Below are 18,324 nucleotides of genomic sequence, written 5' to 3'. Positions count from 1 at the left end.
GACCGCGTCGCGGCGGACATCGCCGCGACCGACGCGCCAGACTCGGACAGAACCGCTCTCGAAAGGACCACCGTGACCGACACCCTCTCCGCGTACCGGAAGACCCTGCCCTACATCCGCGAGTGGGTGTCCTACAAGGTGTGGCAGCTGCGTGTGCCGGGCGTGCAGGTCGCCGTCAGGTACGGCGACGAGGTCCTGTTCGACGAGGCCTGGGGTTACGCCGACGTCGAGGCCGGCCGCCGCCTGACCACCACCGACCTGTTCCGCATCGCCTCGCACTCCAAGACCTTCACGGCGACGGCCCTGCTGCAGCTCGCGGAGCGCGGGTCGCTCCGGCTCGACGACACCGTCGGCACGTACGTCCCCGCCCTGGTAGAGGGCGGGTCCCCGCTCGCCGACGCCACCCTGCGCGAGCTCATGGAGATGGGCGCCGGCGTGATCCGCGACGGACACGACGGCGACTACTGGTCCCTGCTGCGGGCGTTCCCCGACGAGCAGGAGCTCCTCGCGCTCGTGCTCGATGGCGGCCAGAAGGTACCGGCCGGGTCGTCGTTCAACTACTCGAACCTCGGCTACTCGCTGCTCGGCCTCGTCATCGCCGCGGTGTCCGGGCAGTCGTACAACGACTTCGTGCGCGAGTCGATCACCGAACCCCTGGGCTTGCGGAACACCGGCCCGGACTGGGACCCGTCCCGCGCGGACGACTTCGTGGTCGGGTACACCGGCTTCCACACCGCGCGGCACCGGCAGCGCATCGACCACGTCGACACCCGCGCGATGGCCGCCGCCACCGGGTTCCACGGCACCGCGTCCGACCTGGTCCGGTACTTCTCGCAGCACGTGATCGGGCAGGGCACCCTGCTCGACGACCACTCCAAGCGGCTCGCACAGCGGAAGGCCTGGAGCGCCACCGACGACCCCGCCGCCCGTGGCTACGGTGCCGGCTTCATCGTCGACCGGATCGGCGGCCGGGAGATCCGCGGCCACTCCGGCGGGTTCCCCGGCCACATCACCCAGTCGATGTTCGACCCGGCCTCCGGACTCGTGGTGTCCGTGCTGACCAGCGCCGCCGCCGGACCCGCCGCGGTCATCGCCACCGCGATCATCGCGATGCTCGACGCCGCGGCCGACGCCGACGCCCCGGGGACCCCGGTGCCCGACGACGTCGACACGGCCACCTTCACCGGACGCTTCGCGAACCCGTGGGGCGTCACCGACGTCGCCCGGATCGGCGACCGGCTCATCGAGGTCGACCCGTCCGGCCCCGAGCCGATGGACACCCCCACCCGACTCGAGGTCGTCGACGCCGACACCCTGCGGATGACCCACGGCAACCGCTTCGGCTCGGTCGACGAGGACATCACCTACACCCGCGACGAGGACGGCACCGTGCAGGCGATCCGCGGCGGTGGCGGCATGTCGCAGGAGCCGTGGTCGATCCCGGACGAGCGACCCGAGGTGGCCGCCGGGCTGGCCTCGTGACCGACGACGGGGGTACGGGCACCGACGACGGGGGCACGGGCACCGACGACGGGGGTACGGGCACCGACGACGACCGGCTGCTCGGACCGGAGCGCCAGGCGTTCGTCGAGGAGTTCGCCCTGATGCTCAACGACGGAGCGGGCATGCCCCTCACCGACGCCCGGGTGCTCGGCTACCTGATGATGACCCGCGCGCCGCACTCGTCGTCGTCGGACCTGCAGACCGCGCTCGGCGCCAGCTCGGGGTCGGTGTCGATGGCCACCCGGCGGCTCGTCGACTCCGGGTTCGTCAAGCGGCACATCGTCGCCGGCGAGCGCAGCCACTACTTCCGCGCCGAGGCCGACGTCTGGGGCTCCTGGCTCGCCAGCGAACGGAAGTACCTGGACCGGCAGCGCGACATCATCGGCCGCGGGCTCGCCGTCGTCGAGGGTGCCGGCCGCACCGGGACGGGCGACGTGGACGCCGAGGTCCGCGAGCGTCTGCTCAACGGCCGCGACTACATGCAGTGGCTGCAGGGCTACCACCGCAAGATGCTCGAGGAGTGGGAGGCCTTCAAGGCCGCCCGCGACGACACCGACCCCCCGGAGACCCCATGAGCAGCACCAGCGACGTCCTGACGGTCGAACGCCTCACCGTCACCTTCGACGTCGAGGGCGAGGTCGTCCGCGCCGTCGACGACGCCTCGTTCACGGTCGCCCGCGGCGAGGTCGTCGCCGTCGTGGGGGAGTCCGGCTCCGGCAAGAGCATGACCGCGATGACCGCCATGGGCATCGCCCCAAACGGTGCGCGCGCCTCGGGGAGCATCCGGCTCGGCGACCTCGAGGTGCTCGGCACGGACGAGCGCACCCTCCGGTCGGTCCGGGGCCGGAGCGTGTCGATGATCTTCCAGGACCCGTCCGCGGCCCTGAACCCGGTCTTCACGATCGGCTTCCAACTCGCCGAGGCCGTCCGACGCGCCGATGCCGCACACGACCGCGCCGCCGTCCGGGAGCGGTCGCTCGAACTGCTCCGCGCCGTGGAGGTCCCCGAACCCGAACGCCGCCTGGGCCAGTACCCGCACGAGCTCTCCGGCGGGCAGGCCCAGCGCGTGATGATCGCGATGGCGCTCGCCGCCGACCCGGACCTGCTCATCGCGGACGAGCCGACGACCGCCCTCGACGTCACGGTGCAGGCCGAGGTGCTCGACGTGCTCCGCGCGCTGCGCGAGCGCACGGGAACCGCGATCCTGCTCATCACGCACGACATGGGCGTCGTCGCGGACCTCGCCGACCGCGTGGTCGTCATGCGCCGGGGCAGTGTCGTCGAGACCGGCGCCGCCGGTGCGGTCTTCGCCGCACCGTCCGCCGACTACACGCGCGAACTCCTCGCTGCGGTCCCGCGCATGGGCAGGAGCGTCGAACCGGAGGCGCGGGTCGACCCCGCCACCGAGCCACCGGCACCCGTCCTGGACGTCCGGCACCTCGTGGTCGAGTACGGCGGCACCCTGCGGGGGCGCTTTCGTGCCGTCGACGACGTGTCGTTCACCGTCGGCCGCGGCGAGATCGTCGGCCTGGTGGGGGAGTCGGGCAGCGGCAAGACCACCATCGGCCGCTCAGCGATCGGCCTCGCCCCGATCACCTCCGGGTCGGTCATCGTCGACGGCACCGACGTCGCCGGAGCACGACGAGCCGCCCGCCGGCAGATGCGCCAGCACGTCGGCGTGGTGTTCCAGAACCCGCTCCGGTCGCTGAACCCCCGGTACACCGTCGGGCAGACCGTGGCCGAGCCGCTCCGCCAGATCCTCCGGCTGCCGGCGGCGCAGGTCGAGGAGCGTGTCGAGCGACTCCTCGCCGACGTCGGTCTCGACGGCGGGTACGCCGAGCGCTACCCGCACGAACTCTCCGGAGGCCAACGGCAACGCGTCGCGATCGCCCGCGCGGTGGCACTCGACCCCGCGCTCCTGATCGCTGACGAGCCGACGAGCGCGCTCGACGTGTCCGTGCAGGCGCGCGTGCTCGACGTGTTCCGCGAGCTGCAGGGGCGCCTCGGGTTCGCGTGCCTGTTCGTCACGCACGACCTCGCCGTCGTCGACACCCTGTGCGACCGGGTCGTCGTGCTGCACGGCGGGCGCGTCGCCGAACAGGGCACCCGTGACGCCATCCTGCGCTCGCCCCGGGACCCGTACACGCGACGCCTGATCCAGGCCGCCCCCGTGCCGGACCCCGGGGAGCAGGCACGCCGACGATCCGAACGACTGGCGGCCCGCGCGGGCTGAGTCGGGCGGGAGTCCGGGTCAGCGCACCTCGGCCGAGGCCCACAGCGCGCCGACACCGCGGCCCACCGGACGCAGCAGCGGCACGGCGACGAGCACCGCCGCGGCCAGGTAGGCGACGGTCTGCATGAGCCCCGGGAGCGACACCGCGGCGTCGAGCGCGGTCTGCGGCAGCGCGCCGAGCGGCACCGACACCATCAGCAGTGCGGTGACGAACCACGCCGCAGCCGCCACCGTGACGATCCAGCCGAAGGCCCGCTGCACACCCGGTTCACTCCGGACGGTGACGACGCCGAAGGCCACGAGGGCGCCCTGCGCGACGACGAGGAGCACCTCGACCGCCCACCCGGGAGCCGGCCACAGCAGCGCGAACGCGAGGACCGACACCGCGAACGCCAGTGCACGGCGATCCCGGGCGCGCACCGCCGCGACGAGGACGACCACGCCCGCGAGCCCGGCGACCACCGCACCGGCCTGCAACCAGGTCGGCGACAGCTCCCACGGTGCGAGCCAGATCGTCCCCAGCACGCCGCTCGCCCCGAACACCAGCGCCGCCACCACCGCGGCCGCCGACACCACCCGTACCCCCGTGCTGCTCTGCATGCCCGCACCCTATGCCCGGGACCCCGCCAGCGGAACACGCTCCCCGCCGTTCTCGCTCCGACGACACGCCCGTCCGGCGCGCGGCGCTCGTCCAGACGGCGCGGTCGACTTGACTGTCGTTCGAACACACGTTCGAATACCGTCGTGGGACGGCGTCGCGAGAACCGGTGGCAGCCCCCGGAACACCCGGAGGTCGAGCGTCCGCGCGCGTACTCGTTGTCCGAGGACGCCCGCGGCGATGACGTCTGCCACGCCGTCACCCCCAAGCCGGTCTGGGCCTGGATCCAGTTCCCAACCTTCCACGTCCGCGTGAAGGCCTTCGCGAAGAGCTGGACGCGTGACGCCGTACTGGTGGAGTGGGCGCAGTTCGGGCAGCAGGCCGAGGCCTGGGTGTGGCGCTCCGCGGTGAAGCACCGGACGCTGCGGGTGGACCAGGCCGACCGCGCGAATCGGAGTCCGCAGACCGCACTGCGTTGACTTCCGCACGCACCCCGAGGATGGTTTAGCGAACACCGGTTCAGCAAGTAACTCACTGATCGAGGCATTCGGTCCGAGGGCTGCTCCGGAGGAGGAGGCACCATGAAGAACACAGCGGTGCCGTCCTGGGTCGCCCACGTGCTCACCCCGCCCGAGGTCATCAGCGCCTACGTCGAGCGCCGGATCAACGATCCGGCCCTCCTGTCGGGTGAGCAGTCGGAACCCACGTACGCAGACTTCCTGCGCGACGAGTAGACGGTCTTCTCGAGGAGGCCCGGATCACGTACCGCTGTCGGCGGACGTGATCCGGGCCTCCTCTTCGTTCACCCCGCGGCTCCGCCGCGTCGGCGGCGGGCCGACAGGGTCACGCCGACGCTCGCTGCGGTGACGCACGCCAGGGCGACCGTCTCGAGCACCGAGAGCCCCTCGGCCAGCACCACGAGACCGGCGAGGGCGGCGATCGCCGGGCCGAGGCTCTGCAGCACCCCGAAGACCCGTGTCGGCATCCGCCGGAGCGCGAGCATCTCGAGGGCGTACGGCAGCACGCTGGACAGCACGGCGACGGCACCGAAGACGATCAGGAGGGTCGGCTCGCGCAGGACGCCGTCGACCGCCGACCGGAGCCCGAACGGCAGCGACACGAGCATCGCGACCACCATCGACACCACCAGGCCGTCGACCCCGGGGATCGCGGCGCCGACGTGCCGGTTCATCACGATGTAACCCGCCCAGCAGCCGGCGGCGAGGACGGCCCAGACGACCCCGCCGACCTCGGTCACCGCGGTCGGACCGACGCCGAGCAGCACGACCCCGGCGAGCGCCAGCACCGCCCACAGGGCATCGCGCCAGCGCCGGGTGTGCACGAGGGACAGGGCGAGCGGTCCGAGGAACTCGATCGTCACGGCGACGCCGATCGGGATGCTCGCGAACGACAGGTAGATGAAGACGTTCATGCCGCCGAGCGCGAGGCCGAGGCCGATCGCCCCGAGCCACTGCGCTCGCGTCCAGTACCGCACGCGGGGACGGACCACAAGGGCGAGCACGACGGCACCGATGACGAGCCGGAGCGTGGCGGCGCCGACCGCGCCGACGTCGTCGAAGTGGGTCTTCGCGATCGCGGCGCCGAGCTGGACGGACACCATCGCGGTCAGGGCGAGCAGGGGTGCGGGGACCCGGTTCATCCTCGGGCTCGGTTCATCTTCGGGCTCGGTTCATCCGAGGTAGGCGAGGACGGCGAGGACGCGGCGGTGGTCCTCTCCGGTGTCCTCGAGCGCGAGCTTGCCGAAGATGCTCGACACGTGCTTCTCGACGGCGCCGGTGCCGATCACCAGGGCGCGGGCGATGGCGGCGTTCGTGCGGCCCTCCGCCATCAGCCCGAGCACGTCGCGCTCGCGCGGGGTGAGGGCGGCGAGGGGGTCACGGCGCCGGCTCATCAGCTGCGTGACGACCTCGGGGTCGAGCACGGTGCCGCCGGCGGCGATCCGGCGGACCGCGTCGTCGATCTCCTCGAGCCGGGTGACGCGGTCCTTGAGCAGGTACCCGATGCCGGTCGCACCGGCGGCGAGGACGTCCTCGGCGTAGGTGGCCTCGACGTACTGGGAGAGCAGGAGCACACCGGTGCGCGGGGCGATCCGGCGGGTCTCGACGGCGGCGCGGACGCCCTCGTCGGTGAAGGTCGGCGGCATCCGGACGTCCATCACCACGACGTCGGGCGCACCGTCCGGCAGGGTCGCGAGGAAGCCCCGGGCGTCGGAGTACTGCCCGATGACGTCGATGCCGGCCTCGTCGAGCACGCGGGCCAGGCCCTCGCGCAGCAGGACGGCGTCGTCGACGACGACGGCCCGGATGCGTGCTGCATCCGGGCCGTCTGTCATGCCGACCAGCCTAGTGGGAGCGCGCGGGCTCCCGTGGGGTCACGACCGCTGGTTCGCCGCCGTCGGCACGCCGTTCAGCGCGCCGAGCGGGATCCGGGCGGTGGCCTCGGTCGGGCCGCCCTCGGGACTCGACACGACCAGGTCGCCGTCGAGTGCGCGCATGCGGCCGATCAGACCCTCGATGCCGTGGCCCTGCTGCGGTCGGGCCCCACCCCGGCCGTCGTCGGTGACGCTGACCGTCAGGTACCAGAGGCCGGACGCGTCCACCACGAGACCGAGGTACACCCCGGCGGTGGTGGCACCGGCGTGCTTCATGGTGTTCGTCAGGAGCTCGCTCACGGTGAAGTAGACGTTGCGCTGGATCTCCGTGGCGAGCTCCAGACCCTCGGGCAGCCGGACGTCGAGCCCCACCGGGATCGGGGTGCGGGCGACCAGTGCCTCCAGTGCCGCGACGAGTCCGCGGTCGAGCAGGATCGGCGGGGCGAAGCCGCGGGACAGTGCCCGGAGTTCGTCGAGGGCGTCCTGGGCGTGCTCGGAGGCCTCGCCGATGAGCTGCTTCGCCTTCTGCGGGTCCTTCTCGAAGGCACGCTCGGCGGCGGACAGGTCCATCCGGAGTCGGACGAGGCGCTGCTGGGGGCCGTCGTGCAGGTCGCGCTCGATCTGGCGGAGTGCCTGCCCCTCGGCGGTGACGGCACCGGCGCGGGAGGCCTGCAGGCCGGCGACACGACGCTCGAGCACCTCGGCGCGGAACCCGCCGAGCAGGCCGAAGTCGATCCAGTAGTGCGCGAGGACGGACCCACGGGCCCACAGCGGCAGGAGCACGACCGCTGCGGCCATCGACAGCAGCCCCGCGACACCGACACCGGCCACGACCCCGTAGTCCCAGCTCGGGTAGGAGAGCGTCCCGACCCCGCCGAAGGCCCAGGCGCCGACCACGACGATCGGCCAGAAGAACGCGACGAGCAGCAGGACACCGGTACCGACGGTCGCCACCGCCGCCAACGGGTAGACCACCGCGGCGTGCAGCAGGTAGAGCCAGTAGTGCGGGTTGGCGACGGCCGATCCCGTGCGGGTCCACCAGTTCTGCTGCCAGCGCGGCGTCCAGTCCACCGGGCGGATGGGCCTCGGGTCGGCCCAGCTCATGCGGAGCTTCTCGAACTGTCCGAGCCACCGCGCCACGAACAGCGCGATGAAGAACATGAGCAGGACGAACGGGTTGAACAGGTCGCGGAAGCCGCCACCGAAGATCGCCGTCGGGAACGCGAAGTACAGCGTGCAGAGCAGCACGGCGGTGAGCGCCATGTAACCGAAGTCCCGCGGCAGGCGCTTCCACGCGTCGCGGTAGAACTGCCCCGCCGTCATGCCGGACCCTCGACCAGAGCCACCGACCGGACGGGGCCCGACGGGCGGGGTGGCGCTCCAGGACGCCGGCGGGGACTGCCGGTCGTGGTCGTCGGCCTGGTGGTGCTGGCGCGGGTACTGGGGCATCGGCTTGGTGGCTCCAGGGGGCACGGAGTCGGCCAGCGGGACGGTCTGGGCCTGGTCGGGCGAGGGCGTGACGTCGTCCAGCGGGACGGTTCGCGCCTGGTCGAGGCGGTCGGTGTCGGTCATGCATCCAGCTTCGCCATCGCGGAGCCGTTCCCCCATCCTGCCTTCTCCCCACCCCGGGTGGGGTTATCCCCCCTCTTCCACAGGCCGCCCGATGCACGCCCGCGCGGCCTGCTCGTGGATCACGCTCGTCGGATGGGTGATGCGCTCCGAGCACTGATCGACGCCGTCGGGCTCCGGGTGGGGCCGGGCACCGAGGTCCGGTCCGACGACGAGGCGTGGACGCTCGACGTCGAACCGACGGGCACCCACGTCTGGGTGGCGACGCGGTCCCGCTCCGTGTGGGTCCGGCGCGGAGACGACATCGCGATCATCGACGCCGGCACCGCTGCCCTCGTCCAAGGGCACGCGACGATCACGATCAGCACGGGCCCGGAACGCTCTGCCCCGCCCCACGTCGCGGAGACGTACGCGTTCCCGCACGAGGCGCTCTTCGCGCTCACCGGTGTCCTCGTCGGTGCCGCAACGCTCGGCCCGCTCGCCGACGAGGTCCTCGCACTCCCGCCCATCGCGAGCACCGGCCCACCCGGTGCGCCCTCGCCCGACGTCGGCCTCGCGCTGCGCCACGTCGGGCACCTCGACGGCGGGAGGTGGCACGGCGCGCAGCAGCAGGCCCTCGCCCGGCTCGTCGTCACGACGGTGCTCCGCGACAACCCACCCCCGATGCTCGGCGACAACGGTCTCGCGAGGGTCCTCGACCGCCTGTTCGATTCGGCCGGTCCGTCGTCTCTGCAGGCCCTCCTGGTCGGTGTCCAGATGTCGGAGCGCACGCTCGAGCGCCGGTGCGCCGCAGCGACGGGTTGCTCGCCCGCGCAGCTCGGCCGCTGGTACCGCAGTCTCGCCGTCCGCAGCGCGCTCACCCGAGGCGACCACCCGCCCGACGTCGCGACCCGCTTCGGCTTCAGCACGACGTCGTCCATGCGGCGGTCCCTCGAGCGGGTCCGACGCCCGACGAACCGCCGGTGACCGTCGACCGCGGGGGTGGGAGGTTCCGATCCGCATCGATGACGGTTCTGGTTCACGATCCTCGGGTTTCTTGAACCAGAACCGTCACGGCGCGGAGAAGACCACGTCGTCCCGTCGCCGACCGGTAGGTGCGCGCCAGATCCAGGCAGCCGCGCCGCGCTTCGGGAGCGGGAGGGGGAGCGGCGGCAGCGGCAGCGGCAGCGGCAGCGGGAGCGGGAGCAAGCCGTTGGGGCCGACGTCCGGAGCGGGTCAGGCGGGGGCGCGGCCGGTGGACTCGCGGACGCTCAGGGTGAGCGAGGGGCCCGGGCGTGAGGGGAGTGGGACACGGGCGTCGATCTGCTCGCGGAGCAGGGTCGCCGCACGCTGCCCGAGCTCGACGGTGTCGCGGGTGAGCGAGGTGATCGCCGGCCGGACGAGCCGGATCATCGCCGAGTCGTCGAAGGACACGATCGAGACGTCGCCGGGCACCGCGACGCCCATCTCGCTCGCCACGCCGAGTCCGGCGACCGCGAGCACGTCGTTGTCGTAGACGATCGCGGTCGGTCGGACGCTCCGGGACAGCAGCGTGCGGGTGGCGCTCGCGCCGGCCTCGGCCGAGTAGTCCGTCGGGACCGAGACCGCGTCGTCGAGCCCCTCGTCAGCGGCGAAGGCCCGGAGCCGGTCCATGCGCATCGCGGTGTGCTCGAACTCCGGACGCCCGGCGACGTGCGCGATGCGTCGGTGCCCGAGGGCGTGCAGGTACCGCAGAACGGTGTCGGTGGCGTCCGAGTCGTCGATCCAGACCGTGGGTGCGGCGCCGTCGGGGGAGGGGTGCGAGCCGACGACGACGGTCGGCATGCCGAGGTCGGCGAGCAGGGCGAGCCGGGCGTCGTCGCGACGGGGGTCGATCACGATCACGCCGTCGACACGGTGTCCGCGCCACCAGTCCCGGTAGGTCTCGAGTTCCTCGTCCGCATCACGCGCGACGAGCAGGTTCATGCCGACGTGGGTGCCGGCCAGGCCGAGCTGGATGCCGGAGATCAGGTCGCCGAAGAACGACTCCGTGCCCAGGGTCCGCGCTGGTCGGTTCAGCACGAACCCGATAGAGCCGGCCTTCGCGCCGCCGAGTGCCCGCGCGGCGGTGTGCGGCTGCCAGTCGAGTTCGCGGGCGATCTCGCGCACGCGACGTCGGGTCTCGTCGGAGACGCCTGGTCGGTCGTTCAAGGCGAACGACACCGCGCTGATGGACACGCCGGCCCGCGCGGCGATGTCGGCGATCGTCGTTCGACGCTTGGTGGCCACGGGGTTGACTATAGCGCTTTAGTCATCCACAGTGGCTGCCACACACGGGTTCGGTGACTGCTGCTGAACCGGTTCAGCTATGACGAGGGAGTCAGACGCCATGAGGACCACCACACGCATGACGAGGGGCCGCGCCACCGCGCTGCTCGCGACGGCCGCCGCCACGGCGCTCGTCCTGACCGGCTGCTCGAGCGGCGGGAACGCGGCCGACAACGGCGGCGGCGAGATCAGCGGCACCATCACCCTGCAGACCTGGGCGCTGACGCCCACCTACACGGGCTACCTCAACGGGGTCATCGAGGACTTCGAGCAGGCCCACCCGGACGCGAAGGTCAAGCTGCAGGACCAGCCCGGCGACGGGTACGCCGACAAGGTGCTCAGCCAGGCCTCGTCGAACAGCCTGCCCGACGTGATCAACCTGCCGCCGGACATCGCCCTGCCGCTCGCGAAGCGCGGGTTCCTGCAGGACGTCGCGAAGGACGACCCGAAGCTCGCCAGCACCTACGTCGCCGGGGCACTGGACTCGTACGAGTACAAGGGAGTGGACGGCACGTTCGGGTACCCCTGGTACCTCAACACCGACGTGAACTACTGGAACGCGACGATGTTCGCCAAGTGCGGGCTCGACGCGAAGAACCCGCCGAAGACCACCGACGAGCTGTTCACGCAGGCGAAGACCATGCACGACAACTGCCCGACCGACTACCTGATGAGCCGGAAGCCCGGCCTCGGGGACTTCACGCTCGCCGGCGTCAAGGTGCTCAACGCCGACGGCACGAAGTTCACCTTCGCCGACTCGTCGAAGGCCGCTGACCTGATCGACCGCTACAAGGACGCGTACCAGGACGGCTACATGCCCTCCAACGTGCTGAACAGCGACTACCTCGGCAACTCCACCCTGTTCACGCAGGCCAAGGTCGCCTGGACCACCGGTGGCGCCACCTCGCTCGCCGACTTCGAGAAGAACAACCCGTCGCTCAAGGGCAAGGTCACCGTCAGTCCCGCGCTCGACACCCCGCCGCTCTACGTGCAGGGCCTGTCGGTGTCGAGCAAGTCGAAGCACCTCGCCACCGCCGAGGCCTTCGCGAAGTTCATGACGAACGCCAAGAACCAGGAGGCGTTCGCCCACGAGGTCAACATCTTCCCGTCCACCACGTCGTCGCAGTCCGACCCGTACTTCTCGAAGGACGACGGCACCGTGAACGGCGAGGCCCGGGTCCTGGCGAACGAGGCCCTGAAGTCGGCGGAGGTCATCAACCCGGTCGAGGCGAACTCCGCGATGACGGACTTCCTCGACCAGCAGATCGCCCTCGTCATGAAGGGTCAGGTGGCACCGGAGAAGGCGCTCGAGACCGCCCAGACCAAGATGAACAGCCTGCTGGCCAACGGCTGATCCAGCCCCGAAGAAGAGAGAGGGAGGATCGCCATGCGCGCCAACCGCTGGTACACGCCCTGGTTGCTCGTCCTGCCGGCACTGATCTGGCTCGTCGCGTTCAGCCTGTGGCCCTCGATCAACACGGTCCGGCTGTCGTTCACGAACGCGAGCCCGCTCGGCGGCGTCAGTCAGTGGGTCGGGGTCCAGAACTTCGAGACCCTGCTCGCCGACCCGCAGGTGTGGGAGGCGCTGCTCAACAGCGTCATCTACATGGCGGTCTGCCTGCCGCTGCTGACGGTCCTCCCGCTCCTCATCGCGGTGCTCGTGCAGCAGAAGCTGCCCGGGATCGCGTTCTTCCGCACCGCGTTCTACACGCCGGTCATCGCCTCCGCGGTGGTCGTCGGCCTCATCTGGACGTGGATCCTCGACGACCGCGGGGTCATCAACGAGATGGCACAGGCCCTCGGCATCGTGCAGGGCAGCGTGCCGTTCCTGACCGACCGGTGGCTGCTGCTCCTCAGCGCCATCAGCCTGACGGTGTGGAAGGGGCTCGGCTACTACATGATCATCTTCCTGGCCGCCCTCGGGAACGTCGGCAAGGACCTGCACGAGGCCGCCGCCCTCGACGGCGCCGGTTCGGTCCGACGCTTCTGGTCGGTCACGATGCCCGGGGTCCGCGGCACCATGACGCTCGTCGGGATCCTGGTGTGCGTCTCCGCGCTCCGGGTGTTCAGCGAGCTCTACATCCTCACCAACGGCACGGGCGGGCCCGGCGGGCAGGACAACTCGCTCGTCATGCTCATCCAGCAGTACGCCCGCGGCTTCACCGGCAACCTCGGCTACGCGTCCGCCCTGAGTCTCCTGCTCTTCGTCGTGACCCTGATCCCGATGCTCGCCCTCGCCCGGATGAACAGCAAGGCGGACAAGTGACGAACACGACCAGCACGACCGAACCCGTCATCGGGGGCGCGCAGGGCGCAGCCAGCCCGACGCCGGACGTGACCGGCGCGACGGACGCGGGACGGGCCTCCAGGCAGGACCGACGCGACGGACGCAAGCGGCGCCGCGCGGTCTGGGGCGTCATGTCCACCCGCGAGAAGGTCATCCGCTACGTCCTGCTCATCGTGGTGCTCTTCATCACGATCGGCCCGTTCCTGTGGCAGCTGTCCACCTCGCTCAAGGGCGCGGGTGAGGACATCTACACGGCGAACCCGTCCTTCATCCCGTCCGAGCCGACGTTCGACAACTACCTCAAGGTGGCCGCCGCGATCCCCGTCTGGCGCTACATCGGCAACTCGCTGCTCGTCGCCGCGATCGACGTGCTCGGCAACATCCTGTTCGCGACCCTGGCCGGATTCGCCCTCGCCCGTCTGCAGTGGCGGCACCGGAAGCTCGTGCTCGGGCTGTTCCTCGGCACCCTGGTGCTGCCCGGGGAAGCGACGATCATCTCGCAGTTCGTCACCGTCAAGGACCTGGGCCTCGCCGACAACCTGGTCGGTGTCGCCCTGCCCGGCATGATCGCGGCGCTCAACGTGCTGCTGATGTTCAACGCGTTCCGGCAGATCCCCGAGGAGATCGACCAGGCCGCCGTGATGGACGGCGCGAACGCCCTGCAACGCCTGCGGTGGATCTCGCTGCCCGCCGTGCAGGGGACGATCGCCGTCATCGCGATCTTCTCGTTCATCGGTGCGTGGGACGACTTCCTCTGGCCGCTCATCGTGCTGCAGTCACCGGAGAACCTCACCCTGACCGTCGGGTTGCAGTACCTGCAGGGCACGTTCGCCACCGACCAGCGGATGATCGCAGCCGGCACCATGATCGCGTTCATCCCGATCGCCGTGATCTTCGCCGTCCTGCAGCGCTTCTTCTTCAAGGGCGTCGAAGAGGGCGGTGTGAAGGGCTGATGCGCTTCGGGGTCAACTACACGCCCTCGGTCGGCTGGTTCCACTCGTGGCTCGACTTCTCACGGTCGGACACCGCCAGGGACCTCGAGGCCATCGCGTCGATCGGCGCCGACCACGTGCGGATCTTCCCGCTCTGGCCGCTCGTCCAGCCGAACCGGACGCTCATCCGCCAGCAGGCCCTCGACGACGTCGCGACGGTCGTCGACCTCGCCGGGTCGTTCGGGCTCGACGTCAACGTCGACGCCCTGCAGGGGCACCTGTCGAGCTTCGACTTCGTGCCGTCCTGGCTCGACAGCTGGCACCGCCGGAACATGTTCACCGACCCGGACGTGGTCGCGTCGACCGCCGCGTACGTCCGGGCGCTCGCCCGAGCGGTCGCCGGCAAGCCGAACCTGCTCGGGATCACCATCGGCAACGAGGTCAACCAGTTCGCGCACGCCCCGCACCCCGCGCCGCACGCCATCACGGCGGAGCAGGGGCACGCGTGGGCGGCGACGATGGTCGCGGCGGCGCGAGCGGGGCTGTCATCGGGGTCGGTGGAGTCGGCCGGGTCGTCCGGTTCGTCCGGCCTGGAGGCTCGGCTCGGCTCCGCCACGGCCGTCACCCCCGCCGCCGGGTCGCGCCCAGGGCCACTGGTCACCGTCGCGCAGTACGACGCGGCCTGGTACGACGACGCCCAGCCCTTCGGCCCGGAGCACGCGGCGGACCACGGCGACGCCACGGTCACGCACTCGTGGGTGTTCAACGGCTCGGCGGCCCTGCACGGCGCCCTCGGGGCCGGGTCGGTGCGGCACGGGGAGTACCTGCTCCAGCTCGCCGCGGCCTGGAACCGCGACGCCGGCCGGCCGAACTGGCTGCAGGAGGTCGGAGCCCCCACCAACGTCGTCGACCCCGCCGACGCCGCCGCGTTCACCGAGCAGACCATCCGGCACGTCCTCGACGCGCAGCAGGTGCTCGGGGTGACGTGGTGGTGCTCCCACGACGTCGCCCGGTCGCTCGCCGACTTCCCCGAGCTCGAGTACGACCTCGGGCTGTTCACGAACGACGGACGGCTGAAGCCCGCCGGCGAGGCGTTCGCCGCCCTCGCCCGCGCCGAGCACACCCGCGACGCCCGTGCCGCACCGCCGACCACCGCGCTCGTCCTCGACGACGTGCTGTCCGACGGCACCGACCGGCACGGCACCCGCGCCGACTGCGCCCCGGGCGGTCGGTTCGCCGCCGCCTGGCTCGCCCTGGCCGAGGCCGCACCGGACGGCCGCGGGCCCCAGGTCGTCCTGCGCTCCCGACTGTCCGACACCGCACTGCTGGCGGCCCGCGGCGTCGACCGCTGCGTCGACGTGCCGTCCGACCTCGACACCACCACCGTCCGCGTCGCCCACCCCGCGACCACCGCCTGACCCAGGAAGGCCACATGCACGACGACATCCCCCTCACCACCGGACGCGCCCGACGGGTGCTCGACGAGCGGATCACCCCCGCGGTGCACGCGACCACGACGGCCCTCGAGACCGCCTGGCACGAGCTGCCGGGGGAGCCGATCCCGCCGACCGAGGGGCTCGCGCTCGCGTTCGAGCCCTACGAGGTCGGGACACCGTGGGGTGCGGCCTGGGGCACGACGTGGTTCCGGCTGACCGGGACCGTGCCGACCGAGTGGGCCGGGCGCCGGGTCGAGGCCGTGATCGACCTCGGCTTCGACAAGAACATGCCCGGGTTCCAGTGCGAGGGACTCGTCTACCTGGCCGACGGCACCCCCGTGAAGTCGATCAACCCGCGCAACCAGTGGGTCCTGGTCACCGAGCGGGCCGAGGGCGGCGAGACCGTCGAACTGTTCGTCGAGGCCGCGTCGAACCCCGTCCTGCTCGACTACCACCCCTTCCTGCCGACGCAGGAGGGCGACGTGCAGACCTCGTCCTCGAAGCGCCTCTACGCCACCCGCCGGATGGAGCTCGCCGTCTTCGAGTCCGAGGTGCACGAACTCGCCCTCGACATCGACGTCCTGCTCGAACTGCAGGCCGAACTGCCCGCCGGACCCCGACGCATGCGGATCCTGCAGGCCCTCGACGACGCCCTCGATGCCCTCGACCTGCAGCACATCGCGGAGACCGCCGGGGAGGCCCGATCGGCGCTCGCCGAGGTGCTGGCCGCCCCGGCCGAGGCCTCGGCGCACACGATCTCCGCCGTGGGGCACGCCCACATCGACTCCGCCTGGCTCTGGCCCGTGCGCGAGACGATCCGGAAGGTCGCCCGCACCACCTCGACGATGACCGAGCTCATCGACCAGACCGACGACTTCCTGTACGGCATGTCGAGCGCGCAGCAGTACGCGTGGATCAAGGAGCACCGCCCCGAGGTCTACGCCCGCGTCACGGCCGCGGTCGAGGCCGGCCGGTTCCTGCCGATCGGTGGCATGTGGGTCGAGTCCGACACCGTGATGCCCACCGGCGAGAGCATCGTCCGGCAGTTCTCTCAGGGCCAGCGGTTCTTCGAGCGCGAGTTCGGCATCCGGCCCAAGGGCGTCTGGCTGCCCGACAGCTTCGGGTACTCGCCGGCGCTGCCGCAGCTCATGCGCCGCGCGGGGTTCGAGTGGTTCTTCACGCAGAAGATCTCGTGGAACCAGGTGAACAAGTTCCCGCACCACACGTTCCTGTGGGAGGGCATCGACGGGTCGCGGGTGTTCTCGCACTTCCCGTCGATGGACACCTACAACTCGCGGCTGTCCGGCAGCGAGGTCGCGAAGGCCTCCCGCCAGTTCCGCGAGAACCGGCTCGCCACCGGCTCGATCGCCCCGGTCGGCTGGGGCGACGGTGGCGGTGGCACCACCCGCGAGATGACCGGCACCGCCGCACGGCTGGCCGACCTCGAGGGCAGCGCGAAGGTCCGCTGGGAGCACCCGGACACGTTCTTCGACCGCGCGAAGTCCGAGCTGACCGATCCGCCGGTGTGGGTGGGGGAGCTGTACCTCGAGCTGCACCGGGCCACGCTCACGTCGCAGCACGGCACGAAGCAGGGCAACCGCCGGTGCGAGCAGCTGCTCATCGAGGCCGAGCTCTGGGCAGCGACCGCCGCCGCCCGTACCGACTTCGCCTACCCGTACGACGAACTCGACGCCCTGTGGCAGCAGGTCCTGCTCCAGCAGTTCCACGACATCCTCCCGGGCACCTCGATCGCGTGGGTGCACCGCGAAGCGGTCGAGCGCTACGCCGAGACGGCCGCGGCGCTGACCACGATCATCGAGCAGGCGCTCTCGGCGCTCGCCGGTACCGGGGACGCGGCCGTCGTCGTGAACCCGGCCCCGTTCCTCCAGGCCGGAGCACCAGCGCAGGGCGCCGTCGTGGCGACCGACGTGCCGGCGGTGACCGCCGTGTCCCTGACCGAGCAGGACGGCGGGTACGTGCTGGCGAACGACCTGGTGCGGGTCGTCGTCGACGCGCAGGGGCTCGTGACGAGCGCCGTCGACCTGGCGAGCGGGCGGGAGGCGATCGCGGCCGGGCAGGCGGCGAACCTGCTGCAGCTGCACCAGGACTTCCCGAACATGTGGGACGCGTGGGACGTCGACCGGTACTACCGCAACCGCGTCGAGGACCTCGTGTCGACCACCGGCCTGACCGCGTCGGTCAACGAGGCCGGGGTCGCACGGGTCGTCGTGTCCCGGGCGTTCGGCGATTCGACGGTGACGCAGGAGATCGTGCTGGCGCCGGGGTCGCGCACCCTGGAGTTCGACCAGGTGACCGACTGGCACGAGACCGAGAAGTTCCTCAAGGTCGCGTTCCCGCTCGACGTCCGCGCCGAGCACACCGTCGCGGAGACGCAGTTCGGCGCGCAGAAGCGGGTGACGCACACGAACACCTCGTGGGAGGCGGCGAAGTTCGAGACCTCGATGCACCGCTACGTGCTCGTGTCCGAGCCGGGCTTCGGCGTCGCCCTCGTGAACGACTCCATCCACGGCTTCGACACCACGCGCGACGCCGTCGACGGGCACGTCACCACCACCGTGCGGCTGTCGCTGCTGCGGGCACCGCGGTTCCCGGACCCCGAGACCGACCAGGGCATCCAGACGCACCGGTACGGCATCGTCATCGGGACCGACCAGCTCGGTGCCACGTCGGCCGGCGTGCGGATGAACGCGGGCGCGCGGACGATCACCGGGGCGCACGGCTTCGCGCCGCTCGTGCAGGTGTCCGGCGACGTCGTGCTGTCGAGCGTGAAGCTCGCCGACGACCGGTCGGGTGACCTGGTCGTTCGCGTCTACGAGCCGTCCGGGCAGCGGGGGACCGGGGGCATCGCGGTGTCCGAGGCCGACGGGGCTGCGTTCGGCCCTGCTGTCGAGGTGACCCTGCTCGAAGAGCCGCTGGCCTCGGCTGAGGCGGTCGATGCGTCCTCGTTCGCCGTCGACGCCTACGAGGTCCGCACCTTCCGGTTCCCGCGCACTCGCGCCTGAGACTCCGCCGCCGGGACTTCGGGTGTCCCGGCGGCGGCCCCGGTCGGCGACCGCCGACCGGTTCA

At 71.6% G+C, this 18,324-nt stretch carries 16 protein-coding genes; 11 read left to right on the top strand and 5 right to left on the bottom strand.

Annotated elements, in window-relative coordinates; genetic code table 11:
• Positions 1-72: 72 nt before the first annotated feature.
• Genes KK097_RS03295 through KK097_RS03285 form a run of 3 tightly spaced genes read left to right on the top strand, consistent with a single transcriptional unit; the run spans position 73 to position 3,736 of the window.
• Entirely contained in the window at positions 73-1,482 is a 1,410-nt protein-coding gene (locus tag KK097_RS03295; RefSeq protein ID WP_307858328.1) for a serine hydrolase, read from the top strand.
• Complete coding sequence (locus KK097_RS03290; RefSeq protein WP_214543678.1) at positions 1,479-2,078, top strand: GbsR/MarR family transcriptional regulator; 600 nt, start codon at positions 1,479-1,481, stop codon at positions 2,076-2,078. Before KK097_RS03295 ends, KK097_RS03290 begins: the two co-directional genes overlap by 4 nt.
• Positions 2,075-3,736 (top strand): dipeptide ABC transporter ATP-binding protein, encoded by a 1,662-nt coding sequence (locus KK097_RS03285; protein ID WP_214543677.1) that lies wholly within the window; start codon positions 2,075-2,077, stop codon positions 3,734-3,736. The genes KK097_RS03290 and KK097_RS03285 overlap by 4 nt, the downstream gene beginning before the upstream one ends.
• Before the next feature lie 18 nt (positions 3,737-3,754).
• On the opposite strand, the gene KK097_RS03280 is transcribed toward KK097_RS03285, so the two are convergent.
• A complete protein-coding gene (locus KK097_RS03280) occupies positions 3,755-4,336 on the bottom strand; it encodes a hypothetical protein (protein ID WP_214543676.1) in 582 nt (193 codons plus the stop codon).
• Positions 4,337-4,480: 144 nt separating this feature from the next.
• Between KK097_RS03280 and KK097_RS03275 the strand changes: the two genes are divergently transcribed.
• Both KK097_RS03275 and KK097_RS03270 read left to right on the top strand, forming a co-directional pair.
• Positions 4,481-4,813 carry a hypothetical protein gene (locus KK097_RS03275; RefSeq protein WP_214530420.1) on the top strand — a complete coding sequence of 111 codons (333 nt, stop codon included), beginning with the start codon at positions 4,481-4,483 and terminating at the stop codon, positions 4,811-4,813.
• 102 nt (positions 4,814-4,915) lie between these two features.
• The gene (locus tag KK097_RS03270) at positions 4,916-5,068 is read left to right on the top strand and encodes a hypothetical protein (RefSeq protein WP_181420993.1); all 153 of its coding nucleotides are present in this window, start codon (positions 4,916-4,918) and stop codon (positions 5,066-5,068) included.
• Positions 5,069-5,136: 68 nt separating this feature from the next.
• Here KK097_RS03270 and KK097_RS03265 read toward each other — a convergent pair whose 3' ends face one another.
• From KK097_RS03265 to KK097_RS03255, 3 genes are read right to left on the bottom strand one after another with little or no spacing between them, the layout of a single operon-like run.
• Positions 5,137-5,994, bottom strand: a complete 858-nt coding sequence (locus KK097_RS03265) for an EamA family transporter (protein ID WP_214543675.1) — start codon at positions 5,992-5,994, stop codon at positions 5,137-5,139.
• 30 nt (positions 5,995-6,024) lie between these two features.
• Complete coding sequence (locus tag KK097_RS03260; protein ID WP_214530422.1) at positions 6,025-6,687, bottom strand: response regulator transcription factor; 663 nt, start codon at positions 6,685-6,687, stop codon at positions 6,025-6,027.
• A 39-nt stretch (positions 6,688-6,726) separates the two neighbouring features.
• The gene (locus KK097_RS03255) at positions 6,727-8,298 is read right to left on the bottom strand and encodes a sensor histidine kinase (protein ID WP_214543674.1); all 1,572 of its coding nucleotides are present in this window, start codon (positions 8,296-8,298) and stop codon (positions 6,727-6,729) included.
• A 132-nt stretch (positions 8,299-8,430) separates the two neighbouring features.
• On the opposite strand from KK097_RS03255, the gene KK097_RS03250 reads away from it, so the two are divergent.
• On the top strand, positions 8,431-9,261 hold the full coding sequence (locus KK097_RS03250) for a helix-turn-helix domain-containing protein (RefSeq protein WP_214543673.1): 831 nt from the start codon (positions 8,431-8,433) through the stop codon (positions 9,259-9,261).
• A 249-nt stretch (positions 9,262-9,510) separates the two neighbouring features.
• On the opposite strand, the gene KK097_RS03245 is transcribed toward KK097_RS03250, so the two are convergent.
• Positions 9,511-10,542 (bottom strand): LacI family DNA-binding transcriptional regulator, encoded by a 1,032-nt coding sequence (locus KK097_RS03245; RefSeq protein WP_214543672.1) that lies wholly within the window; start codon positions 10,540-10,542, stop codon positions 9,511-9,513.
• Positions 10,543-10,660: 118 nt separating this feature from the next.
• Between KK097_RS03245 and KK097_RS03240 the strand changes: the two genes are divergently transcribed.
• Genes KK097_RS03240 through KK097_RS03220 form a run of 5 tightly spaced genes read left to right on the top strand, consistent with a single transcriptional unit; the run spans position 10,661 to position 18,259 of the window.
• Positions 10,661-11,935 (top strand): ABC transporter substrate-binding protein, encoded by a 1,275-nt coding sequence (locus tag KK097_RS03240; protein WP_214543671.1) that lies wholly within the window; start codon positions 10,661-10,663, stop codon positions 11,933-11,935.
• Positions 11,936-11,968: 33 nt separating this feature from the next.
• Positions 11,969-12,847, top strand: coding sequence for a carbohydrate ABC transporter permease (locus KK097_RS03235; protein ID WP_214530427.1), 879 nt, complete (start codon positions 11,969-11,971; stop codon positions 12,845-12,847).
• Positions 12,844-13,821 carry a carbohydrate ABC transporter permease gene (locus KK097_RS03230; RefSeq protein ID WP_214530428.1) on the top strand — a complete coding sequence of 326 codons (978 nt, stop codon included), beginning with the start codon at positions 12,844-12,846 and terminating at the stop codon, positions 13,819-13,821. Before KK097_RS03235 ends, KK097_RS03230 begins: the two co-directional genes overlap by 4 nt.
• The gene (locus tag KK097_RS03225; RefSeq protein ID WP_214543670.1) at positions 13,821-15,218 is read left to right on the top strand and encodes a glycoside hydrolase 5 family protein; all 1,398 of its coding nucleotides are present in this window, start codon (positions 13,821-13,823) and stop codon (positions 15,216-15,218) included. The genes KK097_RS03230 and KK097_RS03225 overlap by 1 nt, the downstream gene beginning before the upstream one ends.
• A gap of 14 nt (positions 15,219-15,232) precedes the next feature.
• A complete protein-coding gene (locus KK097_RS03220; RefSeq protein ID WP_214543669.1) occupies positions 15,233-18,259 on the top strand; it encodes an alpha-mannosidase in 3,027 nt (1,008 codons plus the stop codon).
• Positions 18,260-18,324 lie beyond the last annotated feature (65 nt).

Source organism: Curtobacterium flaccumfaciens (assembly GCF_018598405.1).
GTDB lineage: Bacteria > Actinomycetota > Actinomycetes > Actinomycetales > Microbacteriaceae > Curtobacterium > Curtobacterium aurantiacum.
Note: the sequence above shows the minus strand (reverse complement) of the source record. Positions and strands in the feature narration are given on the sequence as shown.

Coding starts and splice junctions, on each gene's coding strand:
- KK097_RS03220 (WP_214543669.1), top strand. CDS start 15,233: ATGCACGACGACATCCCCCTCACCACCGGACGCGCCCGACGGGTGCTC.
- KK097_RS03260 (WP_214530422.1), bottom strand. CDS start 6,687: ATGACAGACGGCCCGGATGCAGCACGCATCCGGGCCGTCGTCGTCGAC.
- KK097_RS03240 (WP_214543671.1), top strand. CDS start 10,661: ATGACGAGGGGCCGCGCCACCGCGCTGCTCGCGACGGCCGCCGCCACG.
- KK097_RS03280 (WP_214543676.1), bottom strand. CDS start 4,336: ATGCAGAGCAGCACGGGGGTACGGGTGGTGTCGGCGGCCGCGGTGGTG.
- KK097_RS03235 (WP_214530427.1), top strand. CDS start 11,969: ATGCGCGCCAACCGCTGGTACACGCCCTGGTTGCTCGTCCTGCCGGCA.
- KK097_RS03255 (WP_214543674.1), bottom strand. CDS start 8,298: ATGACCGACACCGACCGCCTCGACCAGGCGCGAACCGTCCCGCTGGAC.
- KK097_RS03225 (WP_214543670.1), top strand. CDS start 13,821: ATGCGCTTCGGGGTCAACTACACGCCCTCGGTCGGCTGGTTCCACTCG.
- KK097_RS03285 (WP_214543677.1), top strand. CDS start 2,075: ATGAGCAGCACCAGCGACGTCCTGACGGTCGAACGCCTCACCGTCACC.
- KK097_RS03270 (WP_181420993.1), top strand. CDS start 4,916: ATGAAGAACACAGCGGTGCCGTCCTGGGTCGCCCACGTGCTCACCCCG.
- KK097_RS03265 (WP_214543675.1), bottom strand. CDS start 5,994: ATGAACCGGGTCCCCGCACCCCTGCTCGCCCTGACCGCGATGGTGTCC.
- KK097_RS03250 (WP_214543673.1), top strand. CDS start 8,431: ATGGGTGATGCGCTCCGAGCACTGATCGACGCCGTCGGGCTCCGGGTG.